Genomic DNA, 26,396 nt, shown 5'->3' with positions numbered 1-26,396 from the left:
TGATCATTTCATTGCTTTCCCAAAACGTGGGGGAAAGCATCACTTACACCATCTGTTCCGGATGGAAGATCTCATCAAATTTATCAGCGGTGAGAAAGCCCAGCTCTACGCAGGCTTCTTTCAGGGATATATTCTCTTTATAAGCCTTTTTAGCTGTTTTAGCTGCATTTTCATATCCAATATATGGATTTAAGCAGGTAACGAGCATCAGGGAACGATGGAGGTTTTCGTCCATCTTTTCCCGGTTTGCACGGATACCGCTTACGCACCGGTCATTAAAGGAATTTAATGAGTCAGTAAGCAGACGTACAGACTGCAGGAAATTGTAAATGCATACCGGCATGAACACGTTTAACTCAAAATTGCCCTGGGAAGCCGCCATGCCTACAGCTGTATCATTGGCAATGACCTGGACTGCTACCATGGTAACAGATTCACACTGGGTCGGATTAACTTTTCCAGGCATAATAGAGCTGCCAGGTTCATTTTCCGGAATGAAGATCTCACCAAGGCCGCACCGTGGGCCGCTGGACAGCCAGCGGATGTCATTTGCCATCTTCATCATATCAGCAGCCAGTCCCTTTAAGGCGCCGTGAGCAAAGACAAGCTCATCCTTACTGGTGAGAGAGTGGAATTTATTGGGGGCTGTAACAAAATCTTTTCCAGTCAGCTCTGCGACTGCTTTTGCAACCTCGGTATCAAAGCCTTCGGGGGCATTTAAACCGGTACCTACAGCAGTGCCGCCAAGAGCCAGCTCGTAAAGACCTTTTAAGCTTAAAGAAAGCATTGCCTTGGATTTAATGAGCATTTCCCGCCAGCCGCTGATCTCCTGGGAGAAGGAAATAGGGGTAGCATCCTGAAGATGGGTACGTCCTGTTTTTACGATTCCTTCATTTTCAGCCATCAGTCTGGTAAATGTATCAGTCAGGCGGTCAATAGCAGGGAACAGTTTGTCTTCGATCTCCATAACTGCAGCAATGTGCATGGCAGTTGGAAAAGTATCGTTGGAGCTTTGGGACATGTTGGAATGATCATTTGGATGGAGGATCTTTTCGCCTGCAATGGCATTTCCACGTCCTGCGATCACTTCGTTTACATTCATATTGGACTGGGTGCCGCTTCCGGTCTGCCATACGGACAGAGGGAAGTTATCATCCAGTTTACCTGCCAGTATTTCGTCGCAGGCCTGGGAAATGAGGGCAAGGCGCTTCTCATCCAGTTTACCAAGACGATTGTTTGCAATGGCTGCTGCCTTTTTTAAAATGGCAAAAGCGAGGATCACTTCCATGGGGATCTTTTCTGTTCCAATAGGGAAGTTCTGGAAGCTTCTCTGGGTCTGTGCGCCCCAGTAACGGTCAGCCGGAACCTGGACTTCGCCCATGGAGTCATGTTCAATACGGTATTCCATGAATAATCTTATCTCCTTATATTTTATTGATTGTGAAAATGAATGATAGTGAAAGTGAATCAAGATGTTCTTTCTTAGTATACCACAGATTTTTCTGTGGGAATATATGGATTTTAAGAAAAGATATATACTTTAGATATGGACTTTCAGACTTTAATATGTTAAAATTATACAGACGTAAATAGTATTTATATCATTGTATAAAACGACCGTCTGGGGCGGTAACGTATATAAGGAGCAGGAAAAATGAATAAAAAGATCAAAACAGAAGCCGTAGATCATTTATTTGACGCGATCCTCACGCTGAAAGATCCGGAGGAGTGCTATAAGTTCTTTGAGGATGTATGCACCATCAATGAGCTGTTGTCGCTTTCACAGCGATATGAAGTAGCAAAGATGCTCAGGGAAGGAAAGACTTATCTGGAGATCGCAGAAAAGACAGGAGCTTCTACAGCTACCATCAGCCGTGTAAACCGTTCTCTCAATTATGGAAGTGACGGATATGATATGGTATTTGAACGGCTTCTTGGGGGAGAAGAAAAGTAAGAAAAAATGCATCGGAAAAGGTGCGGCAAAAACCAAAAAACAGGTAATTCAAAAGGGACTTGCAGATATGTGTATGCTGCAGGTCCCTTTTAGATTACCAGAAAGTTATTGCTGCAAGATCATCAAAAAGATCACCAGAAAGTTTTGTTAAAAGGTTTACAAAAAGTTGTGTTGGTGCTATTCTAATAATGCGTTATTTACGGAAAATAATAACGGGAGGTTGCATAAAAATATAATTATGAAATTGATCAAAACAGTAGATGCAGAGGGAGCAGTTCTCTGCCATGATATTACCCAGATCATCAAGGGCGTGACCAAGGATGCGGTTTTCCGTAAAGGCCACGTTGTTACAAAAGAAGATATCCCGGTACTTTTAAGTGTGGGAAAGGATCAGCTTTATGTATGGGAAAAGGAAGAGGGGATGCTGCATGAAAATGATGGTGCAGAGATCCTCTGTGCCATGTGCAAAGGGGAACACATGGAGCGCTCCCAGGCAAAAGAAGGAAAAATTGAGCTGACAGCAGCCTGTGACGGTCTGTTAAAAGTAGATAATAAGGGGTTGAAGGCAGTTAATGGCTTCGGTCAGATGATGATCGCTACCCGCCATGGAAATTTTGTCGTTAAAAAAGGTGATAAATTAGCGGGAACCCGTATTATCCCACTTGTCATTGAAGAAGAAAAGATGACAAAAGCAAAAGAAGCAGCTATGGCGGCAACAGGAAACAAGCCGATCTTAAACCTACTTCCATTTAAACATAAAAAAGTAGGTATCGTTACCACCGGAAATGAAGTTTTCTACGGAAGGATCAAAGATACCTTTACACCTGTTATTGAAGGAAAATTGGCAGAATTTGATACAGAGATCATCGATCATGTGACCTGGAACGATGATGATACAAAGGTAACAACGTCTATCCTTGATATGATCCATAAAGGAGCCGATATTGTAGTCTGTACCGGAGGAATGAGCGTGGATCCGGATGATAAAACACCTCTTGCTATTAAAAATACAGGAGCAGATATTGTATCTTACGGCGCACCGGTCCTTCCGGGAGCTATGTTCATGTTAGCTTATTATCAGGTAACAGAAGGAGATGATCCAAGAACGGTAGCGATCATGGGACTTCCGGGCTGTGTTATGTATGCAAAGAGAACCATTTTTGATCTGGTCCTTCCAAGAGTTATGGCAGATGATAAGGTAACAGCAGAAGAACTGGCTGCTTTGGGACTTGGCGGTCTGTGCCTGAATTGTCCGGTCTGTACCTTCCCTAACTGCGGCTTTGGAAAAGGAGTGTAATATAAATGGAATTTACACATTTTGATGAAAATGGCAATGCCCTTATGGTAGATGTAAGCGAAAAAGCAGAGACAAAGCGGGAAGCTACTGCCAGGGGAAGTATTTATATGAGTCCCCAGTGTCTGAAAAAAGTGGAAGAAGGGACTATGGCAAAAGGAGATGTGTTAGGAGTTGCCAGAGTAGCCGGTATCATGGGTGCGAAAAAAACTTCGGAACTGATCCCGCTGTGCCACTTATTAAATCTTACCAAGCTGACTGTGGATTTTACCATAAAGGAAGAGACAAATGAGATAGAAGCAGTCTGTACAGCACGTACCACAGGAAAGACCGGTGTAGAGATGGAAGCACTGACTGGTGTAAATATTGCCCTTCTTACTATTTATGATATGTGTAAGGCAGTGGATAAGTCCATGGAAATGGGGAATATTTACCTGGAGCATAAATCCGGCGGAAAAAGCGGTGAGTTTGTCAACCCGAGAAAGCAGGGATGCTGATGAAGGACAGAATGGGAAGAGAGATCGACTACATGCGGTTTTCCATTACAGACCGATGTAACCTGCGATGTAAATATTGCATGCCGGATGGAATTGACTGTATGCCGCGCTGGGATGTTTTAGCTTTGGAAGAATTTGAAGCCATTGCCATTGCAGCGGCTTCCCTGGGAATTAAAAAGATCAAAGTAACCGGTGGGGAACCATTGGCAAGAAAAAGCTGCCCCCAGCTGGTAAAGATGCTTAAAAATATACCTGGCATCGAAAAGGTAACGCTGACTACCAACGGAGTCCAGTTAGCGCAGTATCTGGACCAGCTGTTAGATGCAGGACTGGATGCAGTTAATATCAGTCTGGATACAGTAGACCCGGTACTTTATGAGAAGATAACGGGCCGGGACAAACTGTCTGAGGTAATGAAAGTCATTGAAAAAGCAGAAGATCTGCCAGTCCCAGTTAAGATCAATGCAGTTTCCATTGATTTCAGACAGCTGCAGACAGGCGGAAAAACTGCAGGGCTTTCACCTCAGGAAAACTGGCAGCAGGTAGCAGAGCTTGCAAAGCGCTATCCTGTGGATGTGCGTTTTATAGAAATGATGCCCATTGGCTATGGCAGGCAGTTTAAGACCATTGATCATAACTGGCTTCTTGAAAATATGAAAAAGACATATCCGGATCTGGCAGAAGATAGCACAGTCCATGGCTTTGGGCCGGCTGTATATTATAAGGCTTCTGGATTTAAGGGAAGCATTGGCCTGATCAGCGCTATTCATGGGAAATTCTGTTCTTCCTGCAACAGAGTCCGTTTAACATCCCAGGGACATGTAAAATCCTGTCTCTGTTATGATGACGGAACAGACCTAAGAAGTATTTTAAGAGAAGGACAGGAAAGACCAGAAGAAGATACACATTATATCTGGCAGGCGGGCAGAGATGTAAGGGATGAAAAGCTTCAGGAGAAGCTGCGGGAAGCACTTGCAAGGGCAATTTATGAAAAACCTGCAGCCCACTGCTTTGAAAAGCCGGGTGAGATCACGGAAGCTCATAATATGATTTCAATTGGAGGATAAGATAAAATGGAAATAACTGGAAAAAAGGGCCCGGAAGGCGTGGTAAAAGCGGTCTGTACCAGTGAAAAAAAAGGTGTTGAAAAACATTCTGTACCGGAAGGACATTTTCTTAAAGATTTTGGTATTGAAGGAGATGCCCATGCTGGTAAATGGCACCGTCAGGTAAGCCTTTTATCCTATGATAAGGTAAAAGAGTTTAATGAGCGCGGTGCCCAGGTAGAGGATGGGGCTTTTGGTGAAAATCTGGTGGTAGAAGGTATTGATTTCCGCTCTCTGCCGGTAGGAATGATGATCTATATTGGAGATGTGGTACTTCGTATGACCCAGATTGGTAAAGAATGTCACAGCCATTGTGCCATCTATAAAAGAATGGGCGAATGCATCATGCCGAGAGAAGGTGTGTTTGCAGAAGTCTTACAGGAAGGAACCATTCATCCGGGAGATACGGTCATTACCTGTTATCCAGATGAAAACAGACCTTTCCAGGCAGCAGTTATCACTTTAAGTGATAAGGGCGCAAAAGGAGAAAGAGTAGATGAAAGCGGTCCTGCAGCGAAAGAACTGTTAGAACAGGCGGGATATGAAGTAGTAGAGACAATGATCCTTCCAGATGAACCGGCTATGTTAAAGACACAGCTGATGCGGCTGGCAGATGGCAGGCAGCTTGACCTGGTGCTTACAAGCGGCGGGACCGGATTTTCCTTAAGGGATCAGACACCGGAGGCAACTATGGCAGTGGCAGACAGGAATGCTCCCGGAATTGCAGAAGCTATCCGTTATAAATCCATGGCAGTGACAGACAGAGCCATGTTAAGCAGAGGTGTCAGTGTGATCCGGAAGAAAACACTGATCGTAAACCTGCCGGGAAGTCCAAAGGCAGTAAAAGAAAGCCTTGGATTTATCTTAGACAGTCTGGATCATGGCTTAAAGATCCTTCGGGGCAGTGCTTCTGAGTGCGCCAGAAGAGATTAAGCAGGAGATGGCTGAAAGATAACAAAAATTGCATATAGACAGTATCTTTGTACCGCCTGCAGCGGGAAAAAGAATGCCGCGCAGGCGGTATTCTCCTTACAAACGCTATAGTCAGATGAGTATAACGACACTGCTATAAATATACATTATTTTATAAAAGGAGAAATAAGATTATGAAGAAACAGATTTGCCTTGTAATGGCAGCCATGATGGCAGCAGGAATGTTAGCTGGATGCTCCGGCAGTGCAAAGGAGACTACAGCAGCTACAGAAGCAGCAACAACTGCAGCAGAGACCACAACCGCAGCAGAGGAAACAACTGCTAAAGAAACAACAGCAGCAGCTTCCGGTGAAGAAACAGAAATCTTAGTTGCGGCAGCAGCAAGCTTAAAGAATGCTTACGAAGATAAGCTGATCCCAATGTTTGAGGAAGCAAACCCAGGCGTAACTGTAAAGGGAACCTATGACAGCTCAGGCAAATTACAGACACAGATCGAGGAAGGTCTGGATGCAGATGTATTTATGTCAGCAGCTACCAAGCAGATGAAGGCCCTGGATGAGGAAGGCATGATCGCTTCTGATACCATTACGGATCTGTTGGAGAACAAGATCGTTCTTATTGTTCCAGCTGGAAATGAGAAGAAGCTTGAGAAGTTTGAAGATATTGAAAAAGCAGACAGCATTGCATTAGGCGATCCTGCAAGTGTACCAGCTGGACAGTATGCACAGGAAGCTTTAACAAACTTAGGTATCTGGGATAAGATCCAGGATAAGGTAAGCTTCGGAACCAACGTAACCGAGGTATTAAACCAGGTAGCAGCAGCAAGTGCTGACGCTGGTATCGTATACGCAACGGATGCAGCAAGTATGGCTGATAAAGTAGAAGTTGTAGCAGAAGCTCCAGAAGGAAGCCTTTCAAAGAAGGTCATTTACCCGGTAGCCGTTGTTAAGGGTACTGCCCATGAGGAAGTAGCAAAGGAATTTGTTGCTTTCTTACAGACTGATAAGGCAATAACAGTATTTGAAGATTACGGATTTTCCAGTGCGCAGTAGTCAGTGATTAAACGGACATGTCACCTGACGGTGTTATCACTATAAATGAAAGCCAGTTGCCAAATGTCTATACGCCCTGCATGCAGGCATTCAGTTTGTATAGACGATTGGCAACACTTTCATAGTACAAAAAGATTACGAAAGCACATGATCGGGTCAAGAAAGTGTCAGACTTACTTGCCATATAAATCTCATAAGAAAAGAGGTTCTAAATGGACTGGTCCCCAATTTTGATTTCCATGAAGACAGCCAGTCTGTCTATTTTTATCACATTTTTTATTGGGCTGTTTGCTGCCTGGGCAGTAGTAAGCCTGAAAAATGAAACATTAAAAGTCATTTGTGATGGCATTCTCACATTGCCGTTAGTCCTGCCGCCTACAGTAGCAGGCTTTTTTCTGTTATATCTTTTTGGTGTAAAACGTCCTATTGGACAGTTTTTTATTGAATATTTCAGCGTTAAGATCGCTTTTTCATGGACCGCAACTGTACTGGCAGCTGTTACTATGTCATTTCCGTTGATGTACCGCTCTGCCAGAGGCGCTTTTGAACAGGTAGACTGGAATCTGGTGGCTGCAGCCAGAACGCTGGGAATGAGTGAATGGGCTATATTCTGGAAGGTACTTTTTGCAAATGCCACACCAGGTATCTTAAGTGGCGGCGTCCTGGCTTTTGCCAGAGGCTTAGGTGAGTTTGGAGCTACTGCCATGATCGCAGGAAACATTGCAGGAAAGACCAGAACACTGCCGATGGCTGTTTATTCAGAAGTAGCTGCAGGAAATATGGATGCAGCTTATTCTTACGTAGCTATTATTGTTGTCATTGCATTTATTTCTGTTGTACTTATGAACTGGGGCGCACTGGTCCGTTCACGGAAGTTTTAATGTTTTCTTAGAATTGAGGTAAAAATAATGGCTGTTCAAACCGAACATTCTCTCCGGCTTGGAGTTGAAATAAAGAAAAAATTAAAAGAATTTGACCTGGATGTCTCATTTGATGCAGGGAAAGGCTGTCTGGGAATTTTAGGACCTTCCGGCTGCGGAAAGAGCATGACTCTTAAATCAATTGCAGGTATCATTACCCCGGACAGCGGACGGATCGCCATACAGTACGCAAAAGGGGAAGCGGCAGGGGGAAGAGTCCTTTATGACTCTGCTTTAAAGATCAATGAAAAACCGCAGATGCGCCGTGTAGGCTATCTGTTCCAGAATTATGCCCTTTTCCCAAATATGTCTGTTGCGGAAAATATTGCGGCCGGTTTAAAAGGACTGGCAGCAAAACAGGCCATTGGAGGCAGAAAGCCTTCTGCACAGTCACCGGCAGCAATCAAGGCAAAAGTAGGGGAAATGATAGAGCGCTTCCGCTTGGCCGGTCTTGAAAAACGCTATCCGGGACAGCTTTCCGGCGGTCAGCAGCAGAGAGTTGCACTGGCACGTATTTTGGCATATGAGCCGGAAGTACTGCTCCTTGATGAGCCCTTTTCTGCTATGGATACATATCTGCGTGAAGGTCTCCGTTTGGAACTTTCTAAAGTATTAGCTGACTATGATGGTGTTTCTGTTATGGTAACCCACGACAGGGATGAGGTATTCCAGCTTTGCAAAAATATTATGCTGTTAGACAGAGGACATGTGCTTATTGCGGGGGAGTCCAGAAAGATATTCCAGGATCCTGTTACCTGCAAGGCAGCAAGACTGACCGGATGTAAGAATATTTCAAAAATTGAGCGGACCGGTGAATACCGTGTCCGTGCCCTTGACTGGGATAACCTGGAATTTGTTACGGACCGTCCGGTTGGGGATGATATTACAGCAATAGGTATCCGGGCTCATGATTTTGAACCTTTAACAGGAGAAGAAGCAAAGGCAAAAAAAGAGGCTGGAGAGGAAAATCTTATCCTTGTTGTAAAACCGACTATTTCCGAAATGCCTTTTGAGTGGTATATTACTCTTAGCAATGGTCTTTGGTGGAAAAAGGAAAAGACTATCTATACTCATAATGCAACAGGAGTAGTACCGGAATATCTCCGGGCAGATCCAGCTTCGATCCTGCTTTTAAAGGGGGAATTATAGTAAGATCGCAGCCGCAAGCTTTAAGGGCAGGTAAAGGATCACGGAAAGGAAAAGGAAAACATGGATTTAGAAAACAACAAAGAACTTCGCACAGGAGCTGTCATCGTGGCAGCTGGTCATAAAAGCAGGAATACACCTTTTAATCCCCTGCTTCCGGTGGGAGACAGCACGGTGATCCGCCGGATCATTATTACCTTAAAAAGAGGGGGAGTTTCTCCCATTGTGGTGATAACCGGTGATAAAGCAGATGAGATAGAGAAACATATTTCCAATCTCCAGGTGATCTGTCTGCGAAATGAACAGTATGATAAAGTACAGATGTTTTCCAGTATCTGTATGGGACTGAATTATATTGAAGATCTTTGTGACCGTGTGTTTGTCCTGCCGGCAAAATTTCCTGTTTTTCTTAAAGAAACGGTACAGCAGATGATGAAGTCAGATGCAGATATCGTACGGCCTGTTTTTGATGGGTACAGAGGTCATCCTGTTCTGGTATCATCTGGGGTGCTGCGTACCATTGTTTCTTTTCAGGGAGAAAATGGACTTCGGGGGGCCCTGCGCCAGGCAGCAGAAAGCTTTAAAGAAGAGGATATTCCTGTTGAAGACCAGGGGATCATCCGGGCTATTGAAACAGAAGGTGACAGCTGTGCTGATTTTATAAAAAAACAGCAGATCCAGATCCACCCAAGGATTCAGCTTGGCCTGGAGCGGAATGATGTATTTTTTAATGCCCAGACTGCCCACTTTTTACAGCTGACTTCCCATACAGGTTCTATGCAGACAGCCTGTAAGCAGATGCACATGTCCTATACGAAGGGCTGGAAGACCCTAAGAGAAGCAGAAAAGCAGTTAGGTTTTCCGCTTTTATTTTCCCAATCCGGAGGCAGTGATGGAGGCTTTTCCAAATTGACACCTAAGGGAGAAGAATTTTTAAAGCGGTATGTAAAAATGGAAGAAGAACTGAAAAAAGAGGGAGAACGGCTGTTTGAACTTTATTTTGGATGTTAGGTAAAATACTGCGGTCCATGCAACGCTAACGTCTCTGATATCGGATTATTGCGTGCTTTGCACTCCTGTAATTCTGAAAACATTGTAATCCGCTTATTAAAATGATGTAAGTGTCAAAAGTATAAATTGCGTTTGTGCTCGCACAAATAAGCAATTTATACTTATTGACACGCCGAACACCGAAAACGAAATAAAATGGTGTGAACACGCCATTTTATGGGAGTTTGAGGTGTTCGAGGATTGCGGGAATTGCATAGCAATGGAGCAATCCGGTTACACCAGTGAGTGGCAAAATTTACTTTTGACACTCACATCATTAAAATAAGAATTGCATAAATTAAAAAAACTGTTATAATGTATTTAAGAATGAACAAGCGCAGTTTGGAGCTTTATGCAAGCAGTGTATCAGATGTGGCTCTGTGGGATAGAGGATCATATCTGTGAAAAAAGCCGGTCTGATCATGACCTGGGACAAAAGTGTCCTGGAAATGATTGGCCGGTTTTTTTGTTAAAGCGTTATTCGCAAACGAAAATAACGAAAGGAGAATGGGAATGGGGGAAAGCAGGCTTCACTACGGAATGTCACTGAGGCTGTATTTTGAAGAAAAAGCTTTTGGACCGGGAATGGTCATGCTCCTTAGGGAGGTGGAGCGCACCGGTTCCCTGCAAAAGGCGGCAAAAAACATGAATATGGCTTACAGCAAAGCCTGGAAGATGTTAAAAGGGGCAGAAAAAGAATGGGGATTTGCCCTTACAGACCGTGAGGCCGGGGGGAAAGACGGCGGCGGTTCCAGGCTGACACCACAGGCAAAAGGACTGATCGAGGCATATGTGGGATTTAAACAGGATGCAGAGGAACAGTTAGACCAGCTGTTTGCACAGTATTTTTCAGAGGAAACGGTAGAAAAAATAAAAGAAATGGAGTGATATTATGGAACCACAGGAGATCGTATTCTGTAAAGGAGGCGGCTGTACTGCAAAGCTGGGACCGGGAATCCTGGCAAAAGTGTTAAATAATCTGCCAAAAACCTATGATCCAAACCTGCTTATCGGTTTTGACGGTTCTGATGATGCAGCAGTGTATAAGCTCACAGATGATCTGGCAATTGTCCAGACACTGGATTTTTTCCCGCCTATGGTGGAAGATCCTTATATTTTCGGTCAGATCGCAGCAGCCAATGCTTTAAGTGATATCTATGCTATGGGCGGAGATGTAAAAACTGCCTTAAACATCGTATGCTTCCCGGAAGCCATGGATTTAAACATCCTGGGAAAGATCATGTTAGGAGGCAGTGAAAAGGTAAGGGAAGCCGGAGGCGTACTTGCCGGAGGTCATTCTATTGCAGACAGTGATGTAAAATACGGTTTGTCTGTAACAGGTGTGATCCACCCGGATAAGGTATTTGCCAACAGCGGCTGCAAGGTGGGAGATGCACTGATCCTTACAAAACCTCTTGGCGTGGGAATTGTATGTACAGCATCCCGTATGAAAGCGGCTTCCAAAGAAGCATATGAGCTGGCAGTAAGATCCATGACTACTTTAAATAAATACGCATCGGAAATCCTTCGTAAATACCGCCTTCACGGTTGTACTGATGTAACCGGATTCGGTTTTTTAGGGCATCTTTGTGAAATGGTCACAGATCAGGCTACAGCAAGGATTGATAAGGAAAAAATACCTTATATCCCGGAATGTGAGGATTATGTAGAAGAATTTTATCTTACAGCGGCTGCGCAGAGAAACCGAAATCATGTGCAGGATAAGGTGGAGTTTAAAAACTGTTCCTTTGCAACAGAAGAGATTTTATACGATCCACAGACTTCAGGAGGACTGCTGGCATCTGTAGATAAAGAAGATGTTCCTGCAATTATGGAAGAGCTTGAAAAAATGGGACTTCCCTGCGGTGTAGTAGGAGAGATACTGCCAAAGCAGGAAAAAGCGGTTATCATCCAGTAGAATGAGTGCAGGAAAGACTCCGGAAGAACATTTTATGGAAAGAGAGGAAGAAAAACATGAGATTAGATGAAAGAGGAAAGCAGTGTCCATTACCAGTTATTGAAGCAAAGAAAGCATTAGAGTCATCCGCACCAGGAGAAAAAGTAGAGGTTGTAGTAGATAATGAGATCGCAGTACAGAATTTAACCAAAATGGCAGACCACAAAGGTTTTGCAGTATGCTCTGAAAAGACAGGTGAGCGTGAATTTTTAGTTACCATTACTACAGGTGAAGGAAATGGAGAAACAGCTCAGGCACCAGCGGCAGCAGAGAAAGTGACCTGCACACCAGATGGCAGAAGAAAAGGTATGGTAGTTGTTCTTTCTTCAAACCAGATGGGACAGGGAGATGAAGTATTAGGAAAGCTTCTGATGAAAGGCTTTGTATTTGCACTGACTCAGCAGGATATGCTGCCGGAGACCATTCTTTTATACAACAGCGGCGCATTCTTATCCTGTGAAGGCTCTGATAATCTGGAAGATCTTAAGACTTTAGAGGCACAGGGTGTGGAAATCCTTACCTGCGGTACCTGTTTAAATCATTATGGAATAGCTGAAAAACGTCAGGTAGGCGGCGTTACCAATATGTATGAGATCGTAGAGAAAATGACCAAAGCCAGCGTAGTAGTACGCCCATAATGTAACAGGTCAGAAATCAGGAAAATGGACGAGTACATTTCATATTGAAGGAGAAGACAGCAACATGATACAGAGGAAGGAACAGCTTATACTTGTAAGAGGAGGGGGAGATATTGCTACCGGAACGATCAGCCGCCTGTTCCACAGCGGTTATCCGATAGTGATATTAGAAACCACTTCTCCGTCTGCGATCCGCCGTCAGGTGGCTCTTTCGGAAGCTGTTTATGACGGGGAAAGCAAAGTAGAGGATGTGACCTGCATAAAGGTGGATTCCTGGGAAGAAGCAAAAGAAGTATTAAAAGAGCAAAAGAAAGTGCCTCTTTTAGTGGATCCTGACTGTGATATATTAAAGCAGGTACGGCCATGGGCTCTGGTAGATGCCATTCTGGCAAAGAAAAATCTGGGGACCAGCAGAATGATGGCAGATAAGACCATTGCTTTGGGGCCGGGTTTCAGTGCAGGGAAAGACGTGGACCTGGTAGTTGAGACCCAGAGAGGACATAATCTTGGCCGTATTATCAAAGAAGGACCGGCAGCACCTAATACAGGAACTCCCGGTATCATCGGTGGATATGGTAAAGAAAGGGTCATCCATTCACCGGCAGAAGGAAAGCTTTACGGCAGAGTAAAGATCGGTGATAAGGTGGAAAAAGGGCAGACGATTGCTGTGATCTGCACAGAAAACGGAGAAGAGGTGAAGGTGGAAGCAACTCTTACCGGTCTGGTGCGGGGCCTGATACGGGATGCTTATCCGGTAACTACAGGATTTAAGATCGCAGATATTGATCCGAGAGAGAGCGAGTATAAAAACTGCTTTACTATTTCTGATAAGGCAAGAAACATCGGCGGCTCAGTTTTGGAAGGGCTGATGATGCTGGAAAATGAACAGGGATATTAGGGAGAATATCTATGATCTACTTAGATAGTGCGGCAACTTCTTTTTACCGTCCGCCCTGTGTGGCGCAGGCAGTAGCAGAGGCCATTTCCAGTATGGGAAACTGTTCCAGGGGAGCTTATAAAGAAGCACTTACGGGAGCCAGGGTAATTTATGAGACCAGGGCTCTTTTAGCGGAAATGTTCCATGGAGATGGTCCGGAGCAGGTGGCTTTTACTGCTAATTCAACAGAAAGCTTAAATATTGCCATAAAGGGCCTGATCAGGCCGGGTGACCGTGTGGTAACTACTGTTTTAGAACATAACAGTGTTCTGCGTCCTCTTTATGAAATGGAAAAGCTGGGAGCAGAGCTGGTCATCGTTGGCTGTGAGAAGGCAGAAGAAAATGCTGATGAAGAGGAAAAAAATCGGGTAAAACGTCAGGGAAAGCTGAATTACAGAGCTTTACAGGCGGCAATCACTCCGGGGACCAGGGCAGTGGTCATGACCCATGCATCTAATCTTACAGGAAATTGTACGGATCTGGTGAAAATAGGAGAGTGGTGCAAAAGGGCCGGGGCATTGTTTATTGTAGATGCATCCCAGACAGCAGGACATTTTCCTGTCAATATGCAAGAAAGCCATATAGATGTATTGTGTTTTACAGGTCATAAAGGTCTTATGGGGCCTCAGGGAACAGGAGGTCTGTGCGTGCGCAAAGGTCTTGGCATAAAACCACTGTTATCAGGTGGCAGCGGTATCCTTACTTTTGAAAAAAAACATCCGTCAGTGATGCCGACAGCCCTGGAAGCAGGAACTTTAAATGGTCACGGGATCGCCGGATTGCGGGCCGCTCTTCTTTATATTAAAGAAGAAGGGATTGATACTATAAGAAACCGAGAACACAAGCTGATGAAGCTTTTTTATGAACAGGTAAAGGAAATCCCGGATATCCGTATTTATGGGGATTTTTCACAGAAAGACAGAGCTGCCATTGTATCATTGAATCTGGGAGAAGAAGATTCAGGGGAGATAAGTGACTATCTGTCAGCAGAATATGAGATCGACACCCGTTCCGGTGGCCATTGTGCACCTTTGATGCATGGCGCATTAGGAACTGTGGATCAGGGAGCTGTGCGTTTCAGCTTTTCTCATTTTAATACAGAAGAGCAGGTGGAATGTGCAGTGCAGGCGCTGAAAGAGTATTAGCTGCGGTTTAACCGGATCAGCATATGGTGTCTGACCTGTAATGGATATCAGTATGCAGGGATAAAAGACGTCAATATCACCTGCAAAACAGGACTGTGGCCACTGACATTGACACCTGTCTGGAGGTGAAATGATCAGATGGAAACAGTCCTGTTTTTTATGTTTATAGGATTTTATGCCGGAACGTGCTGCATTAAGATTTCAGTAAGGGCAGTACCACTGCTGGTATGACAGCGAACGATCTCAGTTTCATTTTCATTGACCTCATCTAAGGCGCAGCGGATCATTTTGTGGGAAACGGTATTGGTGAACAGAACTAAAAGATCAGGTCTTCCAATCTGCTTGTCCAGACTGGCACTCATCTGGGTGAATACCTTTGCTTTGCAGTTATAGTTTTTACAGATTTTTTTATACTGACTGACCATACGGTCATGTCCGCCGATGATAACAACGCTCATAATGCAGCCTCCTTTTAAATGGTATGTCCTCTCGGAATCTTATACCCCGGAAAACATACGGACGTATTGAGAACATGTTCATTACTATATGTATGGGGAAATGATAAGTAATATGTTTTGTTTAAATGAAGTTAGCTTTAACTAACCATGGTAAAATCATACATGATTTATGGGAAAATGTCTATAGAGTTAAATGATAAGTTTTCTCAAAATACGTTAATAATTTGGCAGGTTTGTTAAAACTAAAATTTTTTGCACAATATACAAAAAGATTTAGATTTTATCGAAAACCTTATTATTTTTGCGGATTGTACCAAAAAAATTTTTAGGTTATACTATGTTCAGAGTTAAGAAAGAAATTAAACAAGCAATAAAACAGCAATTGATCCATAAAAAGTTACAGTTCAGCCATGACATCTTCTTGTTTCCATATTCATGAAAACAAGAAGCACGGCGGGTTCACCATATGCTGATTTGGATGAAAAAGTGCTTATGCAAGCAAGCTTGCAACACACTTTCTCATTCAAACCAGCGCATGGCTGAACTGTAACTATAAAAACTATGACTCAGAAAGGAAGATAAGAACATGGCAGCAATCACAGTAGCATTTGTATTTGGAACTCTGGCTTATGATATGTATAAAGTAATCTGTAGAAAATAATTTCTTAGGTAATATAAGATTTAAAGAAACTTAAAGGACCTGAAGCAGCCCGGATTTTCCGGAAACCTGTTTTGGGTCTTTTTGCGTTTTGTTTTTGTAGATTTATTTGTATTTCCATTTGTGTCTTCAAAGTGCAGATTTCTTTACGGTCTGAAAAAAGTATGTTAGAATGTATCAAATGGCAAAATTTTTGGGGGAATTGTTTTGAGGATTTCAGTAAAAAATGGGGGAAGCTGGACGCAGACAGATGCACTGTGGATGGCCCTTTCCATAGATAGACATCTCCGCACACAAAAAGATCATCCGGTCATCCTTTCATTTGCAGGAGGCGGAGGAAAAACTTCATATATCCGCCGTCTTGCCTGGGAAGGGAGAGAACGAGGGTTAAAGGTACTGGTAATGACCACGACCCACATGGCAGAGCCAGAACATTTTGCAGTTTTTAAACGGGATCTGGAAATGGTAAGAAGCATGCTTGAGAAAGAATCCATCGCAGTAGCAGGACGCCCTGTAAAGGATGGAAAGATTGCTTTCTGGGATAAGGATTTTTACAAACAGGCTGCGGCATTGGCAGATATTGTGCTTATAGAAGCAGATGGATCTAAACGTCTTCCAGTAAAAGTTCCAGGGGAAAATGAGCCGGTGATACCGGAAAATTCCAGTGTCATTATCTGTATCTATGGCCTTGGTGCCATTGGAAAACAGTCAGACAGCTGTTGTTTTCGTTTAAACCAGTCAGAAGCCCTCTTAAAATTGAAAGATGAGGAAAAAAACGGGCACTGGATCATGACAGAGGAAAAAATGGCTTATCTCATGAGGGAAGGATATCTGAAACCTTTGAGAAAAGTATTTTCAGACTCTCTGGTGATCATGGCGCTGAACCAGGCAGATACAAAGGAAGCAGAAGAACAGGGGAAATACATTTTAAAGTCAGCTGGAGAAGAGCAGGGAATATTAACAGGAAAAATGTATGAAGAATCTTCTTTTGACTTATTTTAAGATTCCGGGAGAACATTAAAGATAAAGGAGGAGTGTAAATGAATGTATCGCTGATCTATATGGCGTCTGGGTTTGGAAAGCGGTATGGGACAAACAAGCTGCTAACAGAATTTCAGGGCGAACCGCTGTATCTCCATGGGCTGTTAAGTTTGCAGAAAGCAGCCAGGCTTTTAGCAGAGGACAAGATCCGGTGTGAACTTTTTCTGATCAGCCAGTATGAAAGAGTCTTATCCGGTTCTTTTGACCGGGTTCCTGAAGCAGAACGTATTTTCAATGAGGACAGTGATCTTGGGATCACAGCATCTTTAAAGCTGGGAACGGAAGTTTCAAGGAAAGACACGGATGCATTCCTCTATTTTGTAGCGGACCAGCCATGTATGAGGGGGGAGACCATAGCAGAGTTTGTCCGTGGCTTTTTAAAAAGCGGTAAAGGAATCGGCTGTGTATGTGCAAAGGGGCACAGAGGCAGTCCCAATCTGTTTGCCGGAAAATATAAAAAGGAACTTCTTGCCCTGGAAGGCGATCAGGGCGGACGACAGATCATGCAGGAGCATCCGGAAGATATCTGGATGATGGAAGTGGATGAGCGGGAATTAAGGGATATCGATCATCCGGCGGATCTTAAGCAGCTGCGCCTGGAACTGGAACATTCATAACAGTTTGGCACATCCAGACAAAGCAGACAACACAAACACATAAGGGGAGAAAAAATGGGACAGAAAGAAGAGACAGAAGAAAAACAGGAAAGAAATAACTTTGCCAAAGGAAGTATTGTTGTAAATATATTAAAGCTGGCTGTGCCTATGACTTTGGCCCAGCTGATCAATGTGCTTTACAACATTGTAGACCGCCTTTATATTGGGCAGCTAAAGGATGAGGCAACTCTTTCTTTAACCGGGCTGGGACTTTGCCTTCCTATCATATCCATTGTCATTGCATTTGCCAATTTGTTTGGTATGGGCGGTGCGCCTTTATGCTCTATTGAAAGAGGAAGAGGCAACAACGAAGAAGCAGAAGCCATTATGGGAAATTCCTTTGCCATGATGGTCATTGTAGGCCTGATCCTTACTGTAGTGGGACTGATATTTAAACGGCCTATGCTGTATTTATTTGGTGCCAGTGACGCCACCATCGGGTATGCAGATGCTTATATCACCATTTACCTCATTGGAAATCTTTTTGTTATGACTGGCCTTGGAATGAACAGCTTTATTAACTCCCAGGGCTTTGGCACCATCGGTATGATGACGGTTCTTTTAGGTGCAGTTGCAAATATCCTGTTAGACCCAGTATTTATTTTCTTTTTTCATATGGGGGTTCAGGGAGCAGCACTGGCTACGATCTTTTCCCAGCTGATCTCAGCTATATGGATCTTAAAATTCCTTACAGGCCCTAAGGCGATCTTAAAGCTTAAAAAGGATGCCATGAAGTTAAAACGCAGCAGAGTCCTCCGGATCATCGGTCTTGGAATGAGTGGTTTTACCATGTCTATCACTAACAGTTCTGTTCAGGTCATGTATAATGCCATGCTCCAGAAAACAGGAGGCGATCTGTATGTAGGTATCATGACTGTTATTAATACAGTCAGAGAAGTGATCTCCATGCCGGTCCAGGGCATTACACACAGTTCCCAGCCGGTCATGGGCTATAATTATGGTGCAAAAGAATATGGACGTGTGAAAAAGGCTATTGTGTTTGTATCTGCCATATCTGTTTTATATACCCTTGGAATGTGGTTTATCGTCCATACATTCCCTGGTTTCTTTATCCGTATTTTTAACAGCAACGGTGACCTGGTAGATGCGGGAATACCTGCCATGCGTATTTATTTCTTCGGCTTTTTCATGATGGCTTTCCAGTTTGCAGGCCAGTCTATTTTTGTTGGCCTTGGAAAAGCGAAGAATGCAGTGTTTTTCTCTATTTTCCGCAAAGTGATCATTGTAATACCGCTGATCATCATTCTGCCTTCTATTTTCCATCTGGGAACAGACGGTATCCTTATGGCTGAGCCTGTATCCAATTTCATCGGCGGAGCAGCCTGCTTTATCACTATGCTATGTACAGTATGGCTGGAACTTAGCCGTGGGGAAAGAGAAAACAACCAACGGGGAAAATAACAAATGAAGATAAAAGTACAAAAGCTTACAATAGGCGCTGTTCTCATTGCAGCAGCGTCTGCCTTTCTGTTCTGCAGCGGATTTAAAAAAGCATCTGACTATGGAAATGGTGAAAATGGCTATTTAAAGTCTGCTACTTATTATTCAGATGAATGGGTAATTAACTTCTGGAACAGTGAAAGCAACCATATGGAGGAAGAATTAAAACAAATCGCAGAGGATGGATTTAACAGCATTATCCTGGTGGTCCCATGGCGGGAATTCCAGCCGTCCATGAATCCGCAGCGTTATAATGACTATGCCTGGGAAAAGTTTGACCGCGTTATGGAAGCAGCGCAGAGGCAGAATCTTAAAGTTATGCTGCGTGTAGGTTATACCTGGGATTATTACAGCGGTGATAATGTTCTGGAACGTTATGAAAAGCTGCTGTATGATGATGGAACAAAACGGGCATGGATCCAATATGCAAAGCGTTTGTATGAAAGAGCGGCAGTTCATGAAAATTTCTGCGGCGGCTTTATCACATGGGAAGATTTCTGGAATTTTGCAGAAAACAGTGTTTTTTACGGAAGCGGGTTAGCAGGAAGGAAAATGGCTTCAAAATGCGGTTATACCCAGTATGTAAAAGAACATTATACATTAGAAGAACTGGAAGAAATGTATCAGGATACCTTTAAAACATATGAGGATGTATATTTGCCGGATAGTTTAAATACCTATAGCCGAAAAGTTTTTTACAAGTTTTATGATGATTTTTTAAATAAGATATTAGCAGAAACACAGGCCGTATTTCCAGATCTTTCCATGGAAGTACGCCTGGATATCGATCCGGTGAAAAGACCGGACGGTACACTGGAAGGAGTGTTTCATGATGCCACATTTACCTGTGGCTCTTCCAGCTTTACCAGTGCTATGTATAGTGTCGCTATGGGCTTTGAAAGCAATGGACAGGAATTAAGCGCAGCCCAGGCTCTGGCTGGTACAGGACAGAACTTAGACCGGCTGTCTGCTGCAAACGGTGGTAAGAAGCTGTATGTGGACCAGTTCTTATTTACAGACAATACTCCGGGCTTTGAGCAGAATGCAAAGCTGACAGAATCGGAAAAAAGTGCTTATCTGGATGGTGTGGCAGATATTTTTAAGGCAAAGACCCTTGGATATGCCATCTGGACCTACAGGGACTATGGGGATAATAAGCTTTATAATCCGCAGTTTGCATTGGATAAACAGGGGTGGGACTTCTCCAGCGGAAGTTATATAGAAGAGCGGGATGGAAATAAAATGGCTGTTATTCCTTCTTTTGGAAAAATTTCCCAGAATATAAAAAAACGGTCTGCAGGTGGAAATGGGAAAAAGGCACATGTAAGGTTTTGGCTGGAAGGAGATGGAAACTGCCGGGTTACAGTCCGGGGCGGAGAAAAGAGCCAGACTGTACCGGCAGGAGCCCCGCAGATCCTAGAACTGACATTTCCGGGTATTTCCATCAGTGAAGTAAGCTTTACAGTCCAGGGAACGGGAAAAGTTTACATAGATGATGTAAAAGTGTATACCTGGATCACAGAGGGTGATATGTACCATATGGATGGCACAGAAAGTACCTGTACCAAGGATCTTCGGGCCATGAACAGGAAAGTACAGTAAAAAGAGCAGCAAAAGAATTAAAATAATAAAAAAGAATAAAAATGAAGTTTTGAAACATAATAGTCTGGTAACTATGAAATATGTTCCTGGTACAGTTATTTACGAAACGTAGTATCCGGGAACAGTATAAGATCGTTGAAGAATCATGAAAATTCAGGAGGGACCAGACATGACAAAACTGGAATGCAGCGCAAATAATTGTGTACACAACTCAGAAGGCTACTGCTGTAAAAGCTCTATTAATGTAGAAGGCGCAGATGCAAAATGTGCAGATGATACCTGCTGCGCAAGCTTTTCTGAAAACACTGGCGGTGTTTTTAAGAACCTTTTTAAAACACCGGAATCTAAGCTGGATGTAGTTTGTGATGCTGATAACTGCAGCCATAATGAGGATCATTGCTGCTGTGCAGGTAAGATCGACATCCGGGGCGAAGGAGCCTGTGACTGCGGGGAGACCTGCTGCGGTACTTTTACACGGAAAGTTACAGTTTAGCCATGACATCTTCTTGTTTCCATATTCATGAAAACAAGAAGCATGGTGGGTTCACCATATGCAGGTTTGGATGAAAAATTGCTTATGCAAGCAAGCTTGCAACACACTTTCTCATTCAAACCAGCGCATGGCTGAACTGTACACGAAAATAAAAAGTTAAAAAGAGTATTGACAAATGAAATAAAAAAGAGTATAGTAATAAAAGTTGTGAGAACGACTGACAGGAAAGCAGGTATATCCGCCTCACCCTGGCACGAGTAAGTGACCCGGGTTCATATTTCAGACACTGTAGCAAATAAAAAACGGAATGTTTCGGTTTTACTTTTACGGCTGTAAAAGGTTTCAGTGGAAGATTATGTATTTTATGCGGATGGCACTGGCTATCCGCTTTATTTATTTTGCTCTTCATTCAAAAACATGACTATGGAGGTGTACGACTATTAGCGAATTAATGATTAACGAACAGATCAGAGACAGAGAAGTAAGACTGATCGGTGAAAATGGTGAACAGTTAGGAATCATGTCTGCAAGAGATGCTTTCAAGCTGGCACAGGAGGCAGAATTAGATCTGGTAAAGATCGCACCAACTGCTAAACCGCCGGTATGTAAGATCATCGATTACGGAAAATACCGTTACGAGCTTGCCCGCAAGGAAAAGGAAGCCCGCAAGAAACAGAAAGTAATTGATGTAAAAGAAGTTCGTTTGTCCCCGAATATTGATACCAACGACCTGAATACAAAAGTGGGAGCTGCAAGAAAGTTCCTGGAAAAGGGAGACAAAGTAAAAGTAACTCTTCGTTTCCGCGGTCGTGAGATGGCACATATGTCTAAGTCAAAATACATTCTGGACGATTTCGCTGAGAGTCTGGCTGATATCGCAGTAGTAGATAAGCCCTCAAAAGTGGAAGGAAGAAGCATGGTTATGTTTTTAACTGCAAAACGTTAAAATAGAAAGTTTTAAGGAGGAAATTTACAATGCCAAAGTTAAAAACCAGCAGAGCTGCAGCAAAGCGCTTTAAAAAGACAGGAACCGGTAAGTTAGTCCGCAATAAAGCTTACAAGTCTCACATCTTAACTAAGAAGTCTACTAAGAGAAAGAGAAATCTTAGAAAAGATATCGTTACCGATGCTACTAACGTAAAGGCAATGAAGAAGATTTTACCATATCTGTAAGTTTTAAATTGTAGAAGGAGGAATTACCGATGGCAAGAATTAAAGGCGGTTTAAACGCAAAGAAGAAGCACAATAGAATCCTGAAGATGGCTAAGGGCTACAGAGGCGCTCGTTCTAAGCAGTACAGAGTTGCTAAGCAGTCCGTTATGCGCGCACTGACCAGCTCCTATGCAGGCAGAAAAGAGAGAAAGAGACAGTTCAGACAGCTGTGGATCGCTCGTATCAACGCAGCAGCTCGTATCAATGGTCTGTCCTACAGCAAGTTCATGTACGGCTTAAAGCTGGCTGAGGTTGATTTAAACCGTAAGGTTCTGTCCGATATGGCTATCAACGATGCAGAAGGTTTTGCTAAGTTAGCAGAACTGGCAAAGAGCAAGCTTGCTTAATCTGTTCAGAAGATAAAGATATTCATAAAGCACTGGAAGATAACACAAAAAGTTGTCTGCCGGTGCTTTTTTTGTGCATATAGATCAACAGATGCCCACAAATAATGTTGAAATTGGGACTTATAGGACAAAACGTGTTGATAGAAAGTACTGTGAGCTCTTGAAAATAAAGGGTTTGCAGGCATTTAATCTTCCTTAAAATTAGAACCATGGAGGGAAGGTTAAATGAATCAAGTAAATTGTCCTATTTGTGGTAAAAAATGTGTTAAATCAGGAAAGACAAAAGCAGGTTAGCAACGTTGGTTTTGTAAGAGCTGCAAAACATCGTCGACACATAAAATAAATAATGAATCTAAGGAATTGCAGTTCTTTTTAAATGGGTTGTTTGGAAAAGAATCTCAAGCAATGATGCCTGGAGAAGGAAGAACCTTTCGAAGAAAGACAGCAAAGTTTTGGAATATATGGGCTATGCCGCCAAAGGTAGAAGGAATCAGAGATATATGCAACTGGTTTTAAATAAACCGTATTGTATATTTTGTACAACGTCTTTACCAATTTCAGAATTTAATTTGTTATTTTTCGGTTTTTTATACACTGTGCATTCCGGAATCCCACACCCGGAATTCTTTGGTTGATTTTAGCTAACCCATTTTCTTTTGTTATTTCCGCGCCTGGTTTGTTTTGAACCAAAATTTCCGTTTTTTCAGGATTTTATATTTATTCATTTATATATTATAATTATTCATATAATTATGTACAATATTCATCAAACCCTATTATTTACTGCGTTTCTGGCTTTTTAAAAACCATCTTTTTTGTATATTCTCTATTGACATACAGAATTTTGAAGCATAAAATTCAAGTAACGGTTGAAAAAGAAACCAAATTTGTGCGAATAGTGCTAAATCATCAAATTAATGTACTCTCGGAATCTTTTTGTACTTGATTTTGCGAGAAGATTTTTTGTCAATTGTGCCCAAATTTTGAGGCGTACGCGGTGCGTACGTTGATAAAATTCGGGTGCGACTGGCGAAAAATCGGCCGCAAAGGCAAGTGCATGAAAGACTCCGAGAGTACATATTACACAAAAGGAGGATTCGATATGAACCAGTTTTTAATTGAAAAACGCAATCCGATTCTGTTTCCGGAGTCAGCTGCTGATTTTCCAAACAGTTAGAGACTCTTAAAACCGAGCTCAAGGCCCTGATGGCAGACAATCCGGAGGGAAAAGATTTTTATCTGAAAACAGCCGTAGACGTAGCCGTAGATCTTCGCTCCTGGCTGGCTGAATGGGTTCTGGTTGACCTGGTAAAAGCAGAGGATATTACAGCTGCTTCCAACGATCTTCTTGCGTTCGCAAAGGATTTTGGCGCTGCCGAAGCTGCTGCAGAGGGCGAAAAGGAAATTGAAGCCATCGCTTCCAGCGCAACGAAGAAGCTGTGCGATCTGAATAAAGAAGGAAAGGCCAATACCGTATGGGGGCATGATTATGCTTCCGGATTGACACACTCCTTAAGAAGAGGCGCCCGCTGGGTAACCAGCAACCCCTGCAAAATTCAGCTTTTCAAGAAAGATTTTCCGGATTATTACCAGGAGCTGATTGCCGAAATCAAACGGGAAAATGCCGGTGCCACACCTGCTGTTATGGCAGCGCAGATGTTCACTAAGGTCTGCGCCATCAGCGCAAGAGCCCTGTATCCCATTTTCAAGGCAACCAACAAGCAGTACGGCTTTGTGTGCATGCAGGTAGATTCGCGCGATATCAAGGATACAGACGCTATGATTAAGCAGGTGGAGTTCTGGTATGACGCCATGAAAAAGGAACTCGGTGTAGAGGAGCCCAACGTAGTATTCAAGCTCCCGGCTGTGGAAGCCGCTCTGGAAGCTGCCCGCATTCTTCTGGAAAAGAATTACAAATTATGTATGACCCTGAACTTTACTGTAACCCAGCACCTGAGATTTGCTGAAATTCTCAGCAAGGGTAAGAAAAACGGATACCTGGTTCTGATGGGCGACCAGCTGGATGATCAGATCGCAAAGGAACTGGAAGCAAAGGGTGTTGAGAATGCCAAGGATATTGCGAAACACGGTGCCGAAGCTGTGATTAGAAAGTCCTACCGGCTTCTGGCTGAAAAAGGTTACAAGAACCTTTCCATTATGACTGCCGCAGTCCGCGGACCGTGGCACATTCAGAATTCCTTTGCACCGGTTGGCGGCGCACCTGTTCTGATTACTACGGTTACCGGAAAGATCAATCAGTTTGACGCAGAGCCGACTCCATTCGATTCTCTCATGAATCAGCCGGTAGAAGAGAAATACCTGGAGGTTCTGAAGACCAGCGATGTATTCAACAAAGCAATCTGTACACCGGACGAGGGACTTCTCACCTGGGAGAATCTCTACGAGTATCCCCGTTTGTAGCATTCTTCACACAGTTTGTCGCAGCATATCAGGAAATTGAGGAGGATTTTAAATGATAGTACAACTTCCCTATGGAAAAGAAAATCTTGAGCTTTCTATCCCGGACAGACATTTTCTTCAGACGCTTCTGCCCAACGAGGTCCAGACGGACCTTGTGGGCACAGAGGAAGTAATCAGGGCACTGGAACATCCCATTGGCACCGAGCGGTTAAAGGATCTGGTGTCTCCGGGTCAGAAGGTAGCCATCGTCACCAGCGATATTACAAGGCCCCTTCCCTCTTACCTGGTTCTTCCGCCTGTTCTTAAGGAGTTGAACCGCGGAGGAATCTCTGACAGCGATATTACCATCGTTTTCGCTCTCGGAAGCCATCGCGCCCATACCAGAGAGGAAATGATTCATCTGGTAGGTGAAGAGGTCTTTAACCGGGTAAAATGTGTAGACTCCAAGGATGATTTTGTACATATGGGGACTACCAGACGGGGAACCCCTGTTGATATCTATCGGGATGTGGCAGAGGCAGACGTCCGTATCTGTCTCGGCAACATTGAGTTTCATTATTTTGCGGGATACAGCGGAGGCTCCAAGGCCATTATGCCGGGCGTATCCACCCGGAACGCCATCCAGTGCAATCACTCCCGCATGGTGCAGGCCGAGGCAAAGGCAGGCGCTATCGAGGGCAATCCCATCCGCGAAGATATTGACGAGGTATGTGAACGTTTTGTTCCTATTACCTTTATTGTAAATGTAATTCTGGATGAGAAAAAACGCATTCGCCGCTGTGTGGCCGGACATTTTATTAAGGCCCACAGAGAGGGCTGCCGCTTTCTGGATCAGCTTTACAAAATCCAGATTCCCCACCGGGCAGACATCGTAATCGTTTCTGCAGGCGGATATCCCAAGGATATCAATCTTTACCAGGCTCAGAAGGCTCTGGACAACGCAAAGCATGCGGTAAAGGACGGTGGCTGTATTCTCTGGGCTGCCTCTTCGAAAGAGGGACTGGGCGCAGAAGTTTTTGAAAAATGGATGACCGGTCACGAAAAGGCCCACGATATGATTGAGCATATCTCCCGCGAATTCCAGCTGGGAGGCCACAAGGCCGCTGCCATCGCCATGGTTCTGGAAAAGGCAGATATCTATCTCTACAGCGACATGGACGCTGATTTTGTACGCAGCATCCACCTGAAGCCCTGTCAGGATCTGCAGGCAGAGCTTGATTCCGCGCTCTCCCGCTACGGCGAGAACGCAAGTGTCATTGTAATGCCCTACGGCGGCTCCACACTGCCCTGCACAAAGTAGGCAGTCATTGTAAAAAGCCGATTGATTTCGATGAAAAGCTGGCAAAATGATAAAAATGCAACAAAAATAGAAAAATAACAAGCAGATAAATATATAAATTAACAAAAACATCTAGACA

At 43.6% G+C, this 26,396-nt stretch carries 26 protein-coding genes and 1 pseudogene; 25 read left to right on the top strand and 2 right to left on the bottom strand.

Annotated elements, in window-relative coordinates; all coding sequences use genetic code 11:
• Window positions 1-43: 43 nt before the first annotated feature.
• Complete coding sequence (gene fumC / locus OGM16_00905; GenBank protein ID UYJ46875.1) at window positions 44-1,408, bottom strand: class II fumarate hydratase; 1,365 nt, start codon at window positions 1,406-1,408, stop codon at window positions 44-46.
• A 246-nt stretch (window positions 1,409-1,654) separates the two neighbouring features.
• Between fumC and OGM16_00900 the strand changes: the two genes are divergently transcribed.
• The 14 genes from OGM16_00900 (at window position 1,655) to OGM16_00835 (ending at window position 14,629) form a co-directional block, all read left to right on the top strand.
• Window positions 1,655-1,954, top strand: coding sequence for a YerC/YecD family TrpR-related protein (locus OGM16_00900; protein UYJ46874.1), 300 nt, complete (start codon window positions 1,655-1,657; stop codon window positions 1,952-1,954).
• A 238-nt stretch (window positions 1,955-2,192) separates the two neighbouring features.
• Window positions 2,193-3,251, top strand: a complete 1,059-nt coding sequence (locus OGM16_00895) for a molybdopterin-binding protein (GenBank protein UYJ46873.1) — start codon at window positions 2,193-2,195, stop codon at window positions 3,249-3,251.
• A 5-nt stretch (window positions 3,252-3,256) separates the two neighbouring features.
• Window positions 3,257-3,745 (top strand): cyclic pyranopterin monophosphate synthase MoaC, encoded by a 489-nt coding sequence (gene moaC, locus OGM16_00890; GenBank protein UYJ46872.1) that lies wholly within the window; start codon window positions 3,257-3,259, stop codon window positions 3,743-3,745.
• Window positions 3,745-4,812: a GTP 3',8-cyclase MoaA gene (gene moaA / locus OGM16_00885; GenBank protein ID UYJ46871.1), complete on the top strand. Its 1,068-nt coding sequence runs from the start codon at window positions 3,745-3,747 to the stop codon at window positions 4,810-4,812. Before moaC ends, moaA begins: the two co-directional genes overlap by 1 nt.
• Before the next feature lie 6 nt (window positions 4,813-4,818).
• Window positions 4,819-5,784: a molybdopterin-binding protein gene (locus OGM16_00880; protein ID UYJ46870.1), complete on the top strand. Its 966-nt coding sequence runs from the start codon at window positions 4,819-4,821 to the stop codon at window positions 5,782-5,784.
• A 173-nt stretch (window positions 5,785-5,957) separates the two neighbouring features.
• Complete coding sequence (gene modA, locus OGM16_00875; protein ID UYJ46869.1) at window positions 5,958-6,836, top strand: molybdate ABC transporter substrate-binding protein; 879 nt, start codon at window positions 5,958-5,960, stop codon at window positions 6,834-6,836.
• 212 nt (window positions 6,837-7,048) lie between these two features.
• A complete protein-coding gene (gene modB / locus OGM16_00870; protein ID UYJ46868.1) occupies window positions 7,049-7,717 on the top strand; it encodes a molybdate ABC transporter permease subunit in 669 nt (222 codons plus the stop codon).
• 27 nt (window positions 7,718-7,744) lie between these two features.
• The gene (locus OGM16_00865; protein UYJ46867.1) at window positions 7,745-8,905 is read left to right on the top strand and encodes an ATP-binding cassette domain-containing protein; all 1,161 of its coding nucleotides are present in this window, start codon (window positions 7,745-7,747) and stop codon (window positions 8,903-8,905) included.
• Window positions 8,906-8,965: 60 nt separating this feature from the next.
• Window positions 8,966-9,913: an NTP transferase domain-containing protein gene (locus tag OGM16_00860; GenBank protein ID UYJ46866.1), complete on the top strand. Its 948-nt coding sequence runs from the start codon at window positions 8,966-8,968 to the stop codon at window positions 9,911-9,913.
• A 552-nt stretch (window positions 9,914-10,465) separates the two neighbouring features.
• Window positions 10,466-10,840, top strand: a complete 375-nt coding sequence (locus OGM16_00855) for a LysR family transcriptional regulator (protein UYJ46865.1) — start codon at window positions 10,466-10,468, stop codon at window positions 10,838-10,840.
• Window positions 10,841-10,844: 4 nt separating this feature from the next.
• Window positions 10,845-11,870 (top strand): selenide, water dikinase SelD, encoded by a 1,026-nt coding sequence (selD, locus tag OGM16_00850; GenBank protein UYJ46864.1) that lies wholly within the window; start codon window positions 10,845-10,847, stop codon window positions 11,868-11,870.
• Between the two features lie 56 nt (window positions 11,871-11,926).
• Entirely contained in the window at window positions 11,927-12,547 is a 621-nt protein-coding gene (yedF, locus tag OGM16_00845; protein UYJ46863.1) for a sulfurtransferase-like selenium metabolism protein YedF, read from the top strand.
• Window positions 12,548-12,611: 64 nt separating this feature from the next.
• Window positions 12,612-13,445, top strand: a complete 834-nt coding sequence (gene yqeB, locus OGM16_00840; protein ID UYJ46862.1) for a selenium-dependent molybdenum cofactor biosynthesis protein YqeB — start codon at window positions 12,612-12,614, stop codon at window positions 13,443-13,445.
• 11 nt (window positions 13,446-13,456) lie between these two features.
• Window positions 13,457-14,629, top strand: coding sequence for an aminotransferase class V-fold PLP-dependent enzyme (locus OGM16_00835; protein ID UYJ46861.1), 1,173 nt, complete (start codon window positions 13,457-13,459; stop codon window positions 14,627-14,629).
• A 173-nt stretch (window positions 14,630-14,802) separates the two neighbouring features.
• Here OGM16_00835 and OGM16_00830 read toward each other — a convergent pair whose 3' ends face one another.
• The gene (locus OGM16_00830; GenBank protein ID UYJ46860.1) at window positions 14,803-15,087 is read right to left on the bottom strand and encodes a DUF2325 domain-containing protein; all 285 of its coding nucleotides are present in this window, start codon (window positions 15,085-15,087) and stop codon (window positions 14,803-14,805) included.
• 865 nt (window positions 15,088-15,952) lie between these two features.
• Between OGM16_00830 and yqeC the strand changes: the two genes are divergently transcribed.
• From yqeC to larA, 11 genes and pseudogenes are all read left to right on the top strand, one after another.
• On the top strand, window positions 15,953-16,747 hold the full coding sequence (gene yqeC, locus OGM16_00825) for a selenium cofactor biosynthesis protein YqeC (protein ID UYJ46859.1): 795 nt from the start codon (window positions 15,953-15,955) through the stop codon (window positions 16,745-16,747).
• Between the two features lie 38 nt (window positions 16,748-16,785).
• On the top strand, window positions 16,786-17,403 hold the full coding sequence (locus OGM16_00820; GenBank protein ID UYJ46858.1) for a nucleotidyltransferase family protein: 618 nt from the start codon (window positions 16,786-16,788) through the stop codon (window positions 17,401-17,403).
• Between the two features lie 54 nt (window positions 17,404-17,457).
• Window positions 17,458-18,864: an MATE family efflux transporter gene (locus tag OGM16_00815; GenBank protein ID UYJ46857.1), complete on the top strand. Its 1,407-nt coding sequence runs from the start codon at window positions 17,458-17,460 to the stop codon at window positions 18,862-18,864.
• 3 nt (window positions 18,865-18,867) lie between these two features.
• Window positions 18,868-20,505 carry a hypothetical protein gene (locus tag OGM16_00810; GenBank protein UYJ46856.1) on the top strand — a complete coding sequence of 546 codons (1,638 nt, stop codon included), beginning with the start codon at window positions 18,868-18,870 and terminating at the stop codon, window positions 20,503-20,505.
• Window positions 20,506-20,674: 169 nt separating this feature from the next.
• The gene (locus OGM16_00805; protein UYJ46855.1) at window positions 20,675-20,998 is read left to right on the top strand and encodes a DUF1540 domain-containing protein; all 324 of its coding nucleotides are present in this window, start codon (window positions 20,675-20,677) and stop codon (window positions 20,996-20,998) included.
• 451 nt (window positions 20,999-21,449) lie between these two features.
• Complete coding sequence (infC, locus tag OGM16_00800) at window positions 21,450-21,944, top strand: translation initiation factor IF-3 (protein ID UYJ46854.1); 495 nt, start codon at window positions 21,450-21,452, stop codon at window positions 21,942-21,944.
• A gap of 29 nt (window positions 21,945-21,973) precedes the next feature.
• A complete protein-coding gene (gene rpmI / locus OGM16_00795) occupies window positions 21,974-22,171 on the top strand; it encodes a 50S ribosomal protein L35 (protein ID UYJ46853.1) in 198 nt (65 codons plus the stop codon).
• 29 nt (window positions 22,172-22,200) lie between these two features.
• Entirely contained in the window at window positions 22,201-22,557 is a 357-nt protein-coding gene (gene rplT / locus OGM16_00790) for a 50S ribosomal protein L20 (GenBank protein UYJ46852.1), read from the top strand.
• Between the two features lie 225 nt (window positions 22,558-22,782).
• Window positions 22,783-23,043: pseudogene (locus OGM16_00785) on the top strand (IS256 family transposase).
• Between the two features lie 720 nt (window positions 23,044-23,763).
• Complete coding sequence (locus tag OGM16_00780) at window positions 23,764-24,978, top strand: transaldolase family protein (GenBank protein UYJ46851.1); 1,215 nt, start codon at window positions 23,764-23,766, stop codon at window positions 24,976-24,978.
• Between the two features lie 52 nt (window positions 24,979-25,030).
• A complete protein-coding gene (gene larA / locus OGM16_00775) occupies window positions 25,031-26,278 on the top strand; it encodes a nickel-dependent lactate racemase (GenBank protein UYJ46850.1) in 1,248 nt (415 codons plus the stop codon).
• The last annotated feature ends 118 nt before the right edge of the window (window positions 26,279-26,396 follow it).

This window comes from Lachnospiraceae bacterium (assembly GCA_025758065.1).
In the GTDB taxonomy this organism is placed as follows: Bacteria; Bacillota; Clostridia; order Lachnospirales; family Lachnospiraceae; genus Enterocloster.
Note: the sequence above shows the minus strand (reverse complement) of the source record. Positions and strands in the feature narration are given on the sequence as shown.